The sequence below is a fragment of the Acinetobacter sp. 70_2 genome (assembly GCF_056736115.1).
The window spans coordinates 1,026,126-1,041,321 of sequence record NZ_JBWZIP010000015.1; the positions used below are offsets into that span (position 1 = coordinate 1,026,126).

Annotated in this window: 17 protein-coding genes and 1 pseudogene; 12 read left to right on the forward strand and 6 right to left on the reverse strand. The window is 38.6% G+C overall.

Annotation, left to right across the window (positions count from 1 at the left end):
- The first annotated feature begins 2 nt into the window (after nucleotides 1-2).
- Genes AC1PJ9_RS13865 through AC1PJ9_RS13875 form a run of 3 tightly spaced genes read left to right on the forward strand, consistent with a single transcriptional unit; the run spans nucleotide 3 to nucleotide 2,265 of the window.
- Nucleotides 3-1,013: a FecCD family ABC transporter permease gene (locus AC1PJ9_RS13865; RefSeq protein ID WP_311087561.1), complete on the forward strand. Its 1,011-nt coding sequence runs from the start codon at nucleotides 3-5 to the stop codon at nucleotides 1,011-1,013.
- The gene (locus AC1PJ9_RS13870) at nucleotides 1,010-1,774 is read left to right on the forward strand and encodes an ABC transporter ATP-binding protein (RefSeq protein ID WP_174745930.1); all 765 of its coding nucleotides are present in this window, start codon (nucleotides 1,010-1,012) and stop codon (nucleotides 1,772-1,774) included. The genes AC1PJ9_RS13865 and AC1PJ9_RS13870 overlap by 4 nt, the downstream gene beginning before the upstream one ends.
- Before the next feature lie 2 nt (nucleotides 1,775-1,776).
- The gene (locus AC1PJ9_RS13875) at nucleotides 1,777-2,265 is read left to right on the forward strand and encodes a GNAT family N-acetyltransferase (RefSeq protein WP_311087562.1); all 489 of its coding nucleotides are present in this window, start codon (nucleotides 1,777-1,779) and stop codon (nucleotides 2,263-2,265) included.
- On the opposite strand, the gene AC1PJ9_RS13880 is transcribed toward AC1PJ9_RS13875, so the two are convergent.
- Nucleotides 2,260-3,048, reverse strand: a complete 789-nt coding sequence (locus AC1PJ9_RS13880; RefSeq protein ID WP_311087563.1) for an AraC family transcriptional regulator — start codon at nucleotides 3,046-3,048, stop codon at nucleotides 2,260-2,262. The genes AC1PJ9_RS13875 and AC1PJ9_RS13880 overlap by 6 nt on opposite strands.
- Before the next feature lie 98 nt (nucleotides 3,049-3,146).
- On the opposite strand from AC1PJ9_RS13880, the gene AC1PJ9_RS13885 reads away from it, so the two are divergent.
- Nucleotides 3,147-3,956 carry a sulfite exporter TauE/SafE family protein gene (locus tag AC1PJ9_RS13885; RefSeq protein WP_311087564.1) on the forward strand — a complete coding sequence of 270 codons (810 nt, stop codon included), beginning with the start codon at nucleotides 3,147-3,149 and terminating at the stop codon, nucleotides 3,954-3,956.
- 82 nt (nucleotides 3,957-4,038) lie between these two features.
- Here AC1PJ9_RS13885 and AC1PJ9_RS13890 read toward each other — a convergent pair whose 3' ends face one another.
- From AC1PJ9_RS13890 to AC1PJ9_RS13900, 3 genes are read right to left on the reverse strand one after another with little or no spacing between them, the layout of a single operon-like run.
- Nucleotides 4,039-4,950 carry an alpha/beta hydrolase gene (locus tag AC1PJ9_RS13890; protein ID WP_311087565.1) on the reverse strand — a complete coding sequence of 304 codons (912 nt, stop codon included), beginning with the start codon at nucleotides 4,948-4,950 and terminating at the stop codon, nucleotides 4,039-4,041.
- A complete protein-coding gene (locus tag AC1PJ9_RS13895; RefSeq protein ID WP_311087566.1) occupies nucleotides 4,934-5,833 on the reverse strand; it encodes an alpha/beta fold hydrolase in 900 nt (299 codons plus the stop codon). The genes AC1PJ9_RS13890 and AC1PJ9_RS13895 overlap by 17 nt, the downstream gene beginning before the upstream one ends.
- 21 nt (nucleotides 5,834-5,854) lie before the next feature.
- Complete coding sequence (locus tag AC1PJ9_RS13900; protein ID WP_311087567.1) at nucleotides 5,855-6,907, reverse strand: sugar phosphate isomerase/epimerase family protein; 1,053 nt, start codon at nucleotides 6,905-6,907, stop codon at nucleotides 5,855-5,857.
- Between the two features lie 180 nt (nucleotides 6,908-7,087).
- Between AC1PJ9_RS13900 and AC1PJ9_RS13905 the strand changes: the two genes are divergently transcribed.
- From AC1PJ9_RS13905 to AC1PJ9_RS13915, 3 genes and pseudogenes are all read left to right on the forward strand, one after another.
- On the forward strand, nucleotides 7,088-7,684 hold the full coding sequence (locus AC1PJ9_RS13905; RefSeq protein ID WP_311087568.1) for a TetR/AcrR family transcriptional regulator: 597 nt from the start codon (nucleotides 7,088-7,090) through the stop codon (nucleotides 7,682-7,684).
- Nucleotides 7,685-7,761: 77 nt separating this feature from the next.
- Nucleotides 7,762-7,866: pseudogene (locus tag AC1PJ9_RS13910) on the forward strand (sulfite exporter TauE/SafE family protein); the annotation flags it as partial.
- A 312-nt stretch (nucleotides 7,867-8,178) separates the two neighbouring features.
- Entirely contained in the window at nucleotides 8,179-8,700 is a 522-nt protein-coding gene (locus AC1PJ9_RS13915; protein ID WP_311087569.1) for a hypothetical protein, read from the forward strand.
- Here AC1PJ9_RS13915 and AC1PJ9_RS13920 read toward each other — a convergent pair.
- Nucleotides 8,641-9,165 carry a hypothetical protein gene (locus tag AC1PJ9_RS13920; RefSeq protein WP_311087570.1) on the reverse strand — a complete coding sequence of 175 codons (525 nt, stop codon included), beginning with the start codon at nucleotides 9,163-9,165 and terminating at the stop codon, nucleotides 8,641-8,643. The two genes, AC1PJ9_RS13915 and AC1PJ9_RS13920, sit on opposite strands and share 60 nt — an antisense overlap.
- A 110-nt stretch (nucleotides 9,166-9,275) precedes the next feature.
- On the opposite strand from AC1PJ9_RS13920, the gene AC1PJ9_RS13925 reads away from it, so the two are divergent.
- The 5 genes from AC1PJ9_RS13925 to AC1PJ9_RS13945 all read left to right on the forward strand — a co-directional run bounded on the left by AC1PJ9_RS13925 (nucleotide 9,276) and on the right by AC1PJ9_RS13945 (nucleotide 14,250).
- Nucleotides 9,276-10,160, forward strand: coding sequence for a phosphoribosyltransferase family protein (locus AC1PJ9_RS13925; RefSeq protein WP_311087571.1), 885 nt, complete (start codon nucleotides 9,276-9,278; stop codon nucleotides 10,158-10,160).
- An 11-nt stretch (nucleotides 10,161-10,171) separates the two neighbouring features.
- Entirely contained in the window at nucleotides 10,172-11,665 is a 1,494-nt protein-coding gene (locus tag AC1PJ9_RS13930; RefSeq protein WP_311087572.1) for a nicotinate phosphoribosyltransferase, read from the forward strand.
- A 60-nt stretch (nucleotides 11,666-11,725) separates the two neighbouring features.
- On the forward strand, nucleotides 11,726-12,493 hold the full coding sequence (gene ntrR, locus AC1PJ9_RS13935) for an ADPR responsive transcriptional repressor NtrR (RefSeq protein ID WP_311087573.1): 768 nt from the start codon (nucleotides 11,726-11,728) through the stop codon (nucleotides 12,491-12,493).
- Between the two features lie 72 nt (nucleotides 12,494-12,565).
- Nucleotides 12,566-13,960, forward strand: a complete 1,395-nt coding sequence (locus AC1PJ9_RS13940; protein WP_311087574.1) for a methylenetetrahydrofolate reductase C-terminal domain-containing protein — start codon at nucleotides 12,566-12,568, stop codon at nucleotides 13,958-13,960.
- 167 nt (nucleotides 13,961-14,127) lie between these two features.
- Complete coding sequence (locus AC1PJ9_RS13945) at nucleotides 14,128-14,250, forward strand: hypothetical protein (protein ID WP_000737386.1); 123 nt, start codon at nucleotides 14,128-14,130, stop codon at nucleotides 14,248-14,250.
- Nucleotides 14,251-14,470: 220 nt separating this feature from the next.
- On the opposite strand, the gene AC1PJ9_RS13950 is transcribed toward AC1PJ9_RS13945, so the two are convergent.
- Entirely contained in the window at nucleotides 14,471-15,115 is a 645-nt protein-coding gene (locus AC1PJ9_RS13950) for a hypothetical protein (RefSeq protein ID WP_311087575.1), read from the reverse strand.
- Nucleotides 15,116-15,196 lie beyond the last annotated feature (81 nt).

Genomic DNA, 15,196 nt, shown 5'->3' on the forward strand with positions numbered 1-15,196 from the left:
ACATGGAAAAGCTCAAATATTATTGGTTTTACCCGTTACCTTTCATCATGATTTTTATTTCTTTGCTCATTGGGCCAACGCAGACTTTGAGTGCATGGGACTATTTGCGGTGGGGTGTGCAAGCAGTCTTTGGTACGCCATATTTTGATGCTGAACAATTTAGGCTGATGCAAAACATACTGGCCAATGTCAGATTACCCAGAATTTTACTGACTTTTATGGTGGGAGCTGCGTTAGCAACTGCGGGAAATGGTTTACAGGCATTGTTTCGTAATCCTTTAGTTGACTCATATGTGCTCGGTATTTCATCTGGTGCGGCGTTCGGTGCGGCTTTGGCACTTTCTTTAAGTTGGCTTTCACCAAATCTATCCGCCTTTATTTTTGGTGTGTGCGCTGTTGGCTTAACGTATTTATTTGCGCATCAAAAACATGAAAGCCAGACATCTTTAGTCATGGTAATTTTATCGGGCATGATTGTTTCGGGGCTGTTTTTGGCAGGTCTTACGGTTATTCAATACTTAAGTGATCCATTTAAACTGCAAGCCATTGTGCAATGGACGATGGGCAACTTACATCAAGCTTCTTGGCAAAAAGTTCAATATGCCGTGCTACCAATCTGTATTGGTCTTGCTGGATTATTCGCGATGCGTTGGCGCTTAAACTTAATGGCACTTGGTGCTGAAGAAGCACAGGCGGTTGGTGTTAACCCACGCTGGGAACAGCTTCTTTTAATTGCGCTGGTGACTGTATGTACGTCAACTTCTGTGGCAGCGGCTGGCATTATTAGTTTATATGGGCTGTTCATGCCGCATATTGTGAGAATGTTGGTTGGGCCAGATCACCGCTACAGTATTCCTGCCAATATGGTGTTGGGCGGCAGTTTTCTACTGTTGATTGATAACTTTTCTCGGGTTTTACTGACGTTTGAAATACCGATTGGTATTTTTACCATGCTACTTGGCGCACCATTTTTCTTATTATTAATGAAAACACAGAGGACTCATTGGGCATGATTCAAATTGATCAGTTAAATTATGCCTATGGGCACAAACAGGTTCTTAAAAATATTCATCTGGATTTTCCCGAAAATCAGTTTTCCGTCATTTTAGGGCGTAATGGTTGTGGTAAATCGACACTTTTTAAATTGATGGCGGGCCTAGAACCCGTAAAAGATGGCTTGATTCGCTACTCAGGAAAACCATTATCGGACTTTAAAGGCAAAGATCGGGCTGCATTGCTCGGTTTTTTACCGCAGTTTCATAAAACCGTATTTCCATTTTTAGTTAAAGATGTGGTGATTACGGGGCGTGCTGCTTTTAGCAGATATAGACCTTCAAAATCAGACTGGGAACGTGTAGACCAAGCTTTGCTTGATTTAGACATCGAGCATTTGCGTGATCGTCCTTATACCGAGCTATCGGGTGGCGAAAGACAATTGGTCATGATTGCCCGTATTTTAGTGCAAGCACCGAAAGTCATTTTGCTTGATGAACCAACCAACCATCTCGATGTTTATTATCAGTCTTATTTAATGAAAAAATTGCGTCAGTTGTCGCGACAAAATTTTACGGTGATTGCAATTATGCATGATCCTAACTTGGCTTTTTTATTTGCAGATCATCTGTTTTTTATGCGCCAACACGAAGTAGTTAAGCCTGAATCTAAAACTCGTATAACCGATCCGAAGTTTTTAAAAAGTGTCTATGATGTTGAGTTCCATGAAGCCATGATTCAAGACAAAACCATTGTTATCCCTGATCATTCTTGGCTTTAAATATGACACTTCACTATCATCTAGCAGACAAATCAGACTATGCATCTGCTGTAGAGTTTGCACTTTATACAAGACATTTATTATTCCCAGAAATCTATCATGGGCAAGTTCCCAAAGATTTAAAAAATTTTGGGCAATATTATGTTAATGATCCACTAGGTTGCTTTATTACGGTAAAAGATAAAAGCCGCATTATTGGCACCATTGCATATCGGGCTTATGACCATCGTTTTGATTTAAATTTACCGCTTAATACGGTTGAGGTTGTTAAATTATTTGTACTGCCTGAATACCGTCGTAATGGCATCGCAACCATGCTATGTAAGATGTTGTTTAGCCATGCACAAAAGAATGAAATTACCACTTTGTATTTGCATACCCATCCATTTTTACCTGCGGCTGAAGAGTTTTGGCGGCTTCAAGGCTTTGATGTCATTAAACGTGAGTGGATTGAGACCTATGACACCATTCACATGAGTAAATCTTTATAGCGCTTTATCATGTGTATGAAATCTTTTTTGAAAATGGGTAGGCGGATAACCCATAATTTTACTGAACATTGCGGTAAAAGCTGCCGAGTGTTCATAGCCCAAACTAAAGGCAATTTCAGTAATCGAGATATTTGCTTTTAACGCATTTAAAGCATAGATGATGCAGACTCGATTACGCCATGCCTGAAAGGACATACCCGTTTCTGACTTAAACCAGCGGTGAAAAGTCCGTTCACTTTTATTGTGGTCATGTGCCCAATCTTTAGGGCTGCTATGAATATTGGGATGCTGCATAAACTCAGCACACTGTTTAGATAACAATGTGTTGTGAGGTAATGGAATAAACAGAGGTAGGGCTGGTGCAGCTTCTAATTCATATAACAATAAATCGATAAGAGCGCCGTCACGACCTGCACGTTGGTAGTCAACAGGTAGCTGATTTGCCTGAATCAGCAGTTGATGTAACAAAGGCGAGACTTGGATAACCTCGCAATAGTTTGCTTGTCTTGGGGCATGGTCTGCTTCTATATACAAACTATAAGTACTGACTTTAGACAACCATACCTGATGTGGTTTACCTGCGGGTATCCATACACCGCTATAGGGTAACACGAGCCATTGTCCATCTTCAGTTTCAACTTTCATGAGGCCTTCGGGTGCATATAAGAACTGAGCGCGACGATGGCTATGCGTATCTAACAAAGTATTAGCAGGATAATCTGATCCTAACGCTAGAACCGCTTGCGGTAGATGGTCTACCTCGTCAATTGGAATATTACGCATATATTTTTGTCTGAAATAAATAAAAAGATGGCTTTTCTACGTTAGTTTGCCATAAGGCTATTTTATATCATGCCTCTATAAATATGAGGAAGATAACGATGCTATATGAGCTATTTTTATTTGGACTACTTTCAGGCATAACCACTTGGTTATTTGGCTTTGGCGGCGGATTTGTTGCTGTGCCTTTGCTTTATACAGTCATTATTCAAAAGTGGAGCAGTGAAAGTAGTGTCGGCATACATGCCATGCAAATCGCCGTAGCTACATCAGCTTTTGTCATGCTGTGTTCGGCAAGTTTTGCAACCTTTCGGCACTATCGGTCCGGACAGATTGATTGGCAAAAAATCCGCTTTTTATGGAGTGGTATCGCATTTGGTGGAGTTGTCGGTGCGGTAATGGCCTCATTGTTTAATGGAAATTGGCTTCGCTGGATATTTATGGGCTATGTATTCATAACCATTATTGATTGTTATTACCGACCAGGCTTTATGGTGGCATCAAGACAAACGCAAAACTATGGTCAAAACAGTGAACTCATTAAAGGCGGAATAATTGGTTGGGTTGCAGCACTTTTAGGTGTGGGTGGCAGTGTAATGACGGTTCCTTTATTACGGCGGCGGGGTAGTTCTATGGCAGAGGCTGCGGCTATTGCAAATATTCTCACGCTGCCTTTGTCTTTCACTGCAACGCTAACCTATTGTGTGTTGTCGGTATGGCAATCTGAATGGGCACCTAGTGGATTTATCGGTCTAATCTGGTTTGAAGCTGCTTTATTTTTGGTTGCGGGAACATGGATCGGGCTATATTTTTCAGAAAAATTTATCTCAAAACTACCTGATTTATGGCGTGCAAAGTTGTATCCGCTACTTTTAATGTTGGTTTTGCTGGTGATGCTTGTTGGCAGTTAATTATTGATTTAACTTACTACCGTAGCTAGCACCTATAAATCAACATACTACGTATTTATAAATGCTAGCTATGAATAGATGGTTATAGTGCAATTTTACTATAGATCGTCGTTGCTTCTGAGGTAATTGCTGTCATGTGTATCGCACCATGAATCATTCCTTCTAGAAAATGAAGTTTAGTATGAATACCTGCTTCTTGTAGTCTTTGAGCATATCTTTCACCATCCTCACGAACAGGATCATATTCACAAACAAAAATGGTTGCATCTGGCAGTCCTTCTAAAGACTGAGCGAGTAACGGACTTACAAGTTCATTGTGTTTTTCACTTTCATCTTGCACATATTGATCCCAGCAATAAACCATTGTGGATGAGTCCAAACCATATCCTTCGGCATATTGGTGATGAGACTTACTGCTCATCGTGGCATCTAAAGCGGGATAGAAAAGAAGTTGATGGCTCACCATAATTTCTGGGTGTTGTTTTGCCTTTAAACATGCGGCGGCAGCTATATTTGCGCCCGCACTATCACCACCTACAGCTATACAGTTTTGATCAATTCCAAATAGTGAAGCATGCTTATGGATATAGCGAAATGCTGTAAAAAAATCATTTAAAGGTGTTGGAAACTTAAACTCTGGAGCCAAACGATAGTCCACAGAAAATACAACGTGTTGAATAGATTCTGCTAACAACCGACAAGTGCGGTTCCATGCATCTAAGCTTCCGAGACACCAACCACCACCATGTGCAAAAACTAAAGCAGGCCGTTGCTCAACATTTTCGAGCGAATAGGGAACATAAACACGCACTTCAATTTCGGCACCATCTGACACAGCAACATAAAAACTTTGCTGATAGCTTGCATCATGCTGAATACCTTGCTGATCAATAATGTCTTTGTTTACTTGCTTCCTAAGTTCTTGTAATGAGTTTACAGCCTGTGAGGTTGGTCTAGACTTAAGCCAGCTTTCAATTTCAGCAAGTAGTGGCATGGCTTTTTTCCTGCTGCAAAAAATCTAAAATGAGTGAGCTAAATACTTCTGACTGTTCTTCCATAATGAAATGACCACAGTCTTTTACAATCGCACTGGTTAAATGTGGTGAAACCTTTTTCATGGTTTCATAAGGTGCATTATCTGTGGCATGTTCAGCACCGATTGCTAAAACTGGCATATCTAAATTTTTAGTTTCTCTGATTTTATTTTGACGTATGGTCTCTGGAATAGAGCGGTAATAATTAAAACCCGCCGTTAAACGACCCGGAATTTTATAGGCTTCAATATAAGTTTCAGTTGCCACTTTATCTTTGTGCCACGACCATTTATCAAACATATAATTTAAATAAGTATCTTCGCGGCCCGCGATTAAGGCTTCGGGTAAGTCAAGGGTTTGGTTAAACATGAAGTGCCAAAGAAAAATATTTTCACTCGGCTCAACAAAAATAGGAGGTGCGGGCGCTAAACCAGGAATCACTGCTTCTGTTACCGCAAGACGAGTCACTGACTCAGGAAAGTCAGATGCAAGCGCATAGGCAACCCACATCCCAATATCATGCCCCACAACCGAATAAGTTGGATATTCAAGTTGAGTCATGAGCATCGATAAAATTTTAGCAATACGCCCCGTATCGTAACTTCCATCCAGTGGAGCTGAATTTCCAGTTCCGGGTAAATCAACTGCGATGGCTTGATAACCCTGCTTCGCCAGTTCAACCATGACTTTGTGCCACGCGTACCATGTTTGTGGCCAGCCCGGAATAAGCAATACAGCTGGACCTTCCCCTAAGGTCACGTAGTGTAATTTTTTACTCTCGATGTGAATGTAATGATGATCGAATTGATTATATGGTTTTTCATTGAATAATTGAGTTTTCATGTTGAGTTCTCTGATAATTCCTTAAATCCCTAATAACTGATTAATTTGAGTCTGATTCACAGGGGCGGCAGCAAAGTCATCAAACACTTTATCGGTAACATGAATAATATTTTGCTTAATAAACTCGGCACCTTCGCGTGCGCCATCATCCTTATTTTTCAGGCAACATTCCCACTCTAATGTTGCCCAGCCTTCGTAGTCGTAATGCGCTAACTTTGAAAAAATTGCTTTAAAGTCAACTTGACCATCATCTGTAGAACGGAATCGACCCGCTCGATTTCCCCAGTTTTGATAGCCGCTATACATTCCTTGGCGACCTGTTGGATTAAATTCGGCATCTTTAACATGAAACATGCGAATGAAATCTTTATAGATATCGATATATTCCACATAGTTCAGTTGCTGCAAAACAAAATGGCTTGGGTCAAAAAGAATATGGCAACGAGGGTGGTTGCGAGTCCGCTCTAAAAACATTTCAAATGTAATGCCGTCATGCAAATCTTCACCGGGGTGAATTTCATAGCAAAGGTTGACGTCTTGTTCATCACAAGCATTCAAAATAGGAAGCCAGCGACGTGCTAATTCATCAAATGCCGTTTCGATGAGTCCTGATGGTCTTTGAGGAAATGGAAATACATAAGGCCACGCCAAAGAGCCTGAAAATGTTCCCATGTCTTTAAGACCTAAACGGGCAGATGCTTGAATTGAAGCAAGCATTTGTTGTTTTGCCCACTCGGTTCTAACTGCTGAATTGCCATGCAAATGAGATGGGGCAAAGTTATCGCACATTGAGTCATAAGCAGGGTGTACAGCCATTAACTGTCCAAAAATATGAGTCGTTAACTCACTAATTTTTAAGCCATGATTGCTTAAAGTACCTAATATTTCATCACAATAATCTTGGCTTTCTGCTGCCAAATTGACATCAAATAAACGCTTATCCCAAGCAGGAAGTTGTACCGCTTCAAAGCCTTGGTTTGCTACCCAAGCAGCAATATCTTCTAGACGGTTAAAAGGGAAAATATCATCACTAAATTGAGCAAGATGAATACTAGGGCCTTTGATGGTTTTCATAATAAAACCTAATTAGTTGTCGATCGACAAACAATAGGCTTAATTTTTGAGAAAAACAACTTTTTATTTGAAAATCAAAACAAAACAGGACTATTTTGAATAAATCTTATTGATTTATTTGTGAAAATATTTTTTTCGAATAATAATAAAAAGAGGTACTAAATTTGATAAAGGGTCATTATGGCTGGCAGACCAAGAGAGTTTGATCGAGAAGAAGCCCTCGTAAAAGCGAGAGATTTTTTCTGGCTTCACGGCTATGAAGGCACATCAATGTCAGATTTAGTTGAAGTTTTGGGGATTGCCTCAGCTCGAATTTATAAAGCGTTTGGCTCAAAAGAGGCCTTGTTTAGAGAGGCTGTAAATCACTATGAAAACAACGAAGGTAATTTCGCCTTAAACGCCTTAAAGCAAAAAAATATTAAGGATGCAATAAACCAACTATTTGAAGATGCACTAACGCTTTACACGCAAACCAACCATTCCTATGGGTGCATGGTGGTGTCGGCAGCGAGTGTGCTAGGTGAAGAAAACCAAGCTGTTTTGGAATGGATGAAAGCACAGCGTATTGCACGGGGCCAAAGTCTAGTCGAACGATTTGTTCAAGCAAAATCAGATGGTCAATTGGTCGCAGATGCAGATCCCAAAACTTTAGGGCAATATTACGCGCTTGTTCTCCATGGGCTATCTGTTCAAGCAAGAGATGGATATTCGCAAGAAGAGTTAGCGACAGTAATCAGCTTTGCTTTACAGAACCTTGATCGACATTTGGCAATCTAATTCAGAAGCATATTAACAAGACTCTGATTCGGGTTAACCAATCTGTGTAGAGTATAAGGAGACCTAAATGGTTTCCTTTTTTTATTGAAAAATTTATATCAAAACTACCTGATTTATGGCGTGCAAACTTGTATCCGCTACTTTTAATAATAGTTCTACTCGTCATGCTTTTTGTAAATTAACTTTTTATTTCAATTGATTGAAGAATAATTTTTATTAAAAAACGAATATCTAGGTTCCTGTTGATTTCGCGAAAAAGAATAAAGAGCGGTTCGATTGTTAGGGGTATCTACAATTTTTTGACATCAATCTGTATAGTTTGAAATAGCATCTATTATCCTTGTTTACAGGTTTAAATTTAGTATTAAAGATTGAAAGGGTATTTTAATACAATTGATCACAAAGTTAATTATTTATTTAATAAATTATTTTTTACTTTAAATTATAAGTCCTATTATTTAAAATGATCATAACTAATAAAGTTGCCTGTAATTATGACATTAAAATACGAAACGAAAAGTTGTGAATACTATTCTGTAATTGGATTAAAAGAAGCATATTTTTTTGATCGGTCAATTGAATATACACAAAGAATATCTGCTCATTCTGCATTCTTTGAAACACCACGCTTAGAAAATCCAACAGTTGAGCAAATAACTGAATTGAAGGAATTTATGTATCAACTGTGCGGAAATTGCTTTGCAAGTCATAACCTGTTTTCTACAACTGCCGAAGAACAACAATTATTGTTAAACGGAGCAGATGTGACTTTTGCAATTAATAAGATTCATGAGCAGCTTGGTTTTTTACCTAATAATGACATTTTACTTAAAGTATTAGCAGAAGAATGCCTACGTTTTACAGACTCCAATATGGTTTTTAATTCCGTTGACCCTAAGAATACTTACTATATGTATTTTAAAGGTGGGAGGATTGCATACGAAAATGATCTTATTCTAACTATTATAATAGAAAAACTTAATAAGCCTAAAAAGAAGATATTTGGTTTCTTTTAGAAATAAAATTATATTTAATTTAGGATGTCTGTAAACTTCTAATAGGCGATAGATACTTTTTTCAATATAGAGGGGATCATCACTCAATTGCGTTAATGATCCCTGTGACTCGAAATGAAAGGATGTGTATTGAAGTCCTGATCCTACTAACTGGACATATTGCAATTTAAATTCTGTCCCTATCTCTACAATCTTTGCTAAAGCATTCTCCAGATCAAGGGGATCTTTAGATTCATCATGTGGGTAAAGAGTTACATCGTGTATCTGCTCAATACCAACAAAACTTAAATGTAGATATTTCCTTTTGCCGTTTTCGTCAGGGTGATCAATAGCTAATGTCTGGTCCTCAAATTCAGGTAAGTTCAAATACTCTGAAAAGATATTTTCTATATTTTCAAATTTCTCTGTAGGAATAATAAGAATGCTTGAACTCAAATAAGTTTCTGTCATCTTAAGAGTTGGCATGATTGACCTCCAGGGGGCTTTGAAAAAAGTTTGAAAAATAGACTTGAAATATATGGTGGCTTTATGCCACTATATATTCATCGAAGGTCATCAGACAAAAAGAGGATGATATGGCTATCCAGCTTTTAGATGCGGCAAGAAATGAAATTCCAGTGAAATTCACGCAGTTTTCTGGTGGAGAGCGTCATGTTCAGATTGATGAGACAACCTTAGGTTCACTATCTGGCAAGGTATTGGTGCGTGCGCAAATGACCTCAAGTCACGATGTGATGGACTATTTGTTACTTGAAAATATATTGCTGAATCAGGGGTTAACAGTTGATTTAGAAATCCCGTATTTTCCATATGCACGTCAGGACCGTATTTGTGCAGTAGGCCAAGCGTTCTCGCTCGATGTGATGACGAAGCTACTTAACATCAACGCAGACAAAAAAGCCGGTAAACAAGGCAAAATCACTGTGTGGGACTGCCATAGTGAAGTAACCACAGCATTACTCGCTGCAAATACTTCTTTTAGCGAAGTTGTGAATGTCAGTTCAGTTGACATCATCGCAAAGAGTGAAGTGCTAAGCACATTATTAAAAGATGAAAAAACAGTTCTGGTTTGCCCAGACAAAGGCGCAAAAGCACGTACACAAATGGTTGCAGATGCTTTTAATAGTGAGCGTAAACAACCCATCACTATTGTTCATTGTGATAAAAAACGTGACCCAGTAACTGGCAAAATTTTAGGTACGCATGTACATGTGACTGATTTATCAGGTCTAACAGCTGTTATTACCGATGACATTTGTGATGGCGGTGCGACTTTTATTGGTATTGCCAAAGAACTCCGTCGCTTAAATTGCCATAAGGTCGTTCTATACGTGACCCACGGTATTTTTAGTAAAGGAATAGAGGTTTTTGATGGATTGCTTGACCAACTATTTACCTCAGACAGCTTTCCACAACAAGCAACAGACAAAATTTCAGTAATTGCTTTTGCAGCAAAATAAAGAGAAAAAAGATGACTATTAAATTGAATCCATTAAACGCTATCGATTTTTATAAAGCTGATCACAGACGTCAATATCCAGCAGGCACAGAGTATGTATACGCCAACTTTACGCCGCGTTCATCTCGACTCGCAAAAATGCTACCTGACTTTGACGATAAAGTTGTGTTCTTTGGTCTTCAGGGTTTTATCAAACACTTTTTAATAGATACATGGAATGAAGGCTTTTTCAAACAGCCTAAAGATAAAGTGGTGGCTGCATATAAACGCCGTATGGATAGTTCATTAGGTGAAGGTGCTGTACCAGTTGATCACATTGAAGCGTTACACGACTTGGGATATTTACCATTACGCATTAAAGCCTTGCCAGAAGGCAGCCGCGTCAATATGCGTGTACCTGTGCTCACCGTGATTAACACTGACCCACGTTTCTTTTGGTTAACTAACTATATTGAAACTGTATTAAGTGCTGAGCTTTGGAAAAGCTGTACTACGGCCACAATTGCCTATGAGTACAAACGCTTATTAACGCAATATGCCGTAAAAACTGGTGCACCACTTGATTTTGTGCCTGTGCAAGGACACGATTTTAGTAGCCGTGGTATGAGCGGAATTTATGATGCGGCACAATCAGGTGTGGGGCACTTAACTAGTTTTATTGGAACAGACTCGGTTACTTCAATTGACTACGCAGAAGAATATTACAATGCCACAGGTGTGATTGGGGTATCTGTACCAGCGACCGAACACAGTGTGATGTGTATGGGTACAGAAGACAGTGAGCTAGAAACATTTAAGCGTTTAATCTGTGAGCTTTATCCGTCTGGTGTTGTCAGTATTGTGTCTGATACATGGGATTTTTGGAGAGTGATTACAGAGTTTACGGTGGCTTTAAAACCTGAAATTCTGGCAAGACAACCCAATGCTTTAGGCTTGGCTAAATTGGTTTTCCGTCCTGACTCTGGTGACCCCGTCAAAATTATTTGTGGTGACCCAGATGCTGAAGTCGGTAGCCCAGCCTACAAAGGTGCGGTTGAATGTTTATGGGAAGTGTTTGGTGGTACAACCACAGACCAAGGCTATAAAGTGCTTAATGAACGTGTTGGTTTAATTTATGGTGACTCAATTACTTTAGACCGTGCACAACGAATTTTAGAAGGGCTAGAAGCCAAAGGCTTTGCTTCAAACAACTTGGTGTTTGGTATAGGCAGCTTTACCTATAACTACTTAACTCGCGATACCTTTGGATTTGCTGTGAAAGCGACTTGGGGGCAAGTAAATGGTGTAGGACGCGAGCTGTTTAAAGACCCAATTACTGACTCAGGTGTGAAAAAATCTGCGAAAGGTCTTTTACGCATCGAAGAAGGTGAAAATGGTTTTATCTTGTTTGATGAGCAAACAGCCGAACAAGAACAAGGCGGAGCACTTAAAACAGTCTTTGAAAATGGTAAACTTCAATATGAGTGTACTTTGGATCAAATACGTGAGCGTTTATACATCGCATAACTGAGTTTAGATGAGCCGTTGCATGTGTATCGGCTCATCATTTTTATTGAGAGGCTGAACGTGACTATTCAAACTGAACAAGAATTCCTTGCCAGTTATGATCGCCGAGATTATGACGCACCTTTACTCACGGTCGATATGGCTATTTTCTCGGTATTTAATGGTCAGTTGCAGGTATTACTCATTAAGCGACCCAACTTTCCAGCCAAAGACCAATGGGCTTTACCGGGTGGTTTTGCCGATTTAAGGCATGATCAAGACTTAATGGCCACGGCTTATCGTAAGCTGGTTGAAAAAACAGGGATTGCTTCACCTTATTTGGAACAAGTTGCCTCTGTCGGTAATGCTAAACGTGACCCGCGTGGCTGGGCCGTAACCATTTTGTATTTTGCTTTAATTGATTTTAATGCTTATCAACATCAAGCCTTAGCTGAGTACAGCGAATGGGTGCCAGTGACAAAAGCGCAAGATTTAGCATTGGCTTTTGATCATAATGAATTGCTTAACTTAGCTTTAGAGCGTTTAACCAATAAAACTCGCTATACCGCGTTGCCAGCTAGTCTTATGCCTGAGTTGTTTACGTTGACTGAGCTACAGACTATTTATGAAATTATTCTTGGGCAATCCTTAGATAAAAAAGCGTTTAGACGCCGTATGATAGAGGCTGGTGCAGTTGAAGAAACCAACCACAGTAAAATTGTAGGCAAACGACCAGCTCAGCTTTATCGCTATGCACTCGATTCTTTCGATTTTATATTTCCTCGCTCACTCGAATTACCTAGAAATAAAGAGGATGAAGATAAGCAAAACAATGAGCTTTCTGACTAGCGCATCTTGATTCACTTTGATTTATAATGCCGCGCTTATGATTGATGTCATGTTTTGATCAGCACTTTGCCTATGTCACACGTTTCTCCCTGCTTCCAGCAAAACCAGTTTTTTGTGTTGGTGGAATATCTCACTTCTCTACATGAGATTTATCCTGTGAAACATGAGTTTGCAGGATATCCAGCTGCAATGACATTGGCAGATCGTGTACATTCAGACCATGATATTGCGCCGCTTGAAGCCAGCAAAAGTTACCCAGATTCAATCGATAAAGTCTTACACTTTTCAGGTAAGGCGCGAGACATACAAGACTTTGAGCAATTTTTAGAACAAGCTCAAACAGCCAATATTCAAAACTTGTTATTGCTTACAGGTGATAAACTCAAAGAACACCATAATGGTCGAGATGGGCAGCCTCGTAGTCGTTACTTAGAGTCGGTAAACGCCGTAATGGCTGCCAAGCAACATGGCGGGTTTCGTATTGGGGTTGCTTTTAACCCATTTAAATATGTTGAAGCTGAGCGTGATGCACAGTATTTAAAACTACATAAGAAAATTAAAGCAGGTGCTGACTTTATCATTACCCAATTGGGCTATGACATTGAAGCTTTAAAACAAGCCAAAGCATTTTTAACCAAGAACAATTATTCACAGCAAATACTGGCTTGCGTCATGCCACTGACTTTAGGTCGTGCCAATTTTATGGTGAAGCATAAAGTTGCAGGTATTGTAATTACCCCCCATATGCTAAAAGTTTTGGCAGACGAAAAACAGGCAGGGCATACCGACCGAGTTTATTTACGCTGCGCTTTGCAAATTTTGATATGTAAACACTTAGGATTTGCAGGAATTCACTTATCTGCCTGCCATAAGCCCGAAGAGCAAATGCTGCTTGAAAGCTACGTCGAGCAATACAGACATCTGGAGCTTAAAGCTTTAGAAGAGCTTTGGAATTCACTTTGGCAAGTCACATCAGGCAAAGAGTTTTCGCCTGAAATTGCTCGGTTTTCGCGTCAGCCAACGTCTAAACAAATCATTAAATATCGCCAACTGCATGTTATGCATGAAGCAATGTTTGGTTCAAAAATTGCTAAAGGTATTGGACGGTTTATTTTTAAAGCGTCTTTTTGGGAAAATACTTTGGTCGCTAAAGTATTACTTAAAACAGAAGTACTGAGTAAACATAGCTTAGTGGGTTGTGAAAGCTGTGGTCAGTGTCGCCTAAGCGATACTTTATATATTTGCCCTGAAACATGTCCAAAAGGCTTAGCCAATGGTCCTTGTGGTGGAACAACTTTAGACCGCTGTGAATTTGGTGACCGTGAATGTATTCATTCAGTCAAAGCGAGACTTGCAAAAGCGGTTGAACAAACTGAAATATTAAAAGATAAATTGATTCCAACAGTGCCTCTTGAAACGAGAGGAACCAGTTCTTGGAAAAATTGGTATTTAGCGACTGAGGCTTAAGTTTTGTATTAACCCTTGATTTGAACTTGTTAAAAAATCAAATGATATGCTAAAGCACGGCGATAATTTAAAAATAACAATTGTTTGGCTTAATTATGTCCAATCAAAGTGATCACCGAGGAGTATACTTAAAGCAAATCTTTTGCGTTAAAAGAAAGGCTGTCTCAATGAAAAAGTTGGTTGCTGTACTTACTGTAATTGTTGTTTTAACTGGATGTGTTTATGACCCTGTTAATTACGACAAAATACATGACCAAGAGTTCCAAGACCACCTCAGGCAAAACGGTTAGCAATAAAAAGCCCACTCAATGAGTGGGTTTTAGTATTTGAAAAAGTCAGCTATTCAACATTAGCCCAGTCTTGTAGCATTTTTTTCTACTTTCCTGATATTTTGCATGTTTATACGTAGCTCTTATTTTAATACCATCAAAATGAGCTAATTGCTTTACAATCCATTATAAGTGTTGGTGTTAGTTTGAAAGCTCTTTGAGGAGGACTTGTTGTAAAGTACTAATTTATTAGGTATGAGTAATAATCCATTTTATCTAACTCTTTTAGTTGATGAAGAATTGAATCTTCAAATGATACTTCGTAGTAAATTTTTAAATCTGAGGGTTTTTGAGTTAATAGATTAATTAAATAATACATATGATATCTCAGTGATAGAAGATTACATAAATATGAATTTAACAAGTCAAGTAACTTACCTAACTTTAGACTATCTTCTCCATCCTTTTGTAAAGCATCATGATAAAGCTCATGAAGTTGCCCTGTAACAATATTAAGATGTTCAAATAGTGATTTTATATTTTTTATAGATACTCTTAAATTTGGCTCTAAAGTGTGAAAATGATTATTTAACAAAGGATCAATTGAAAATAAAACAAGGTTTATTGGGGTAACAGTATTATATTTATTTGCTTTTACGCCATTTTTTACACTTAAGATTTCAATATAGCATGGGTATAATGTATAAAATTCATTAAGTATGATCTTTACTTCATCTTTTAATTCCTCTTCTAGAACTTTTAATAAACGCTTTCTCTCATTGTAGTTTTTAATATCTTCAATAAATGGTATTGTCAAAATACCTAGAAATACTGTTATAAATGGTGCCATTAAAGGAATTAGTACTTTTAATTCGAATGAATTCACAAGTTGTACCTATAGAGAAAATATTGTTTAGTTTAATCTTTTATAACTAATAACTCATCCTACCTAAATGGATTTCTACTC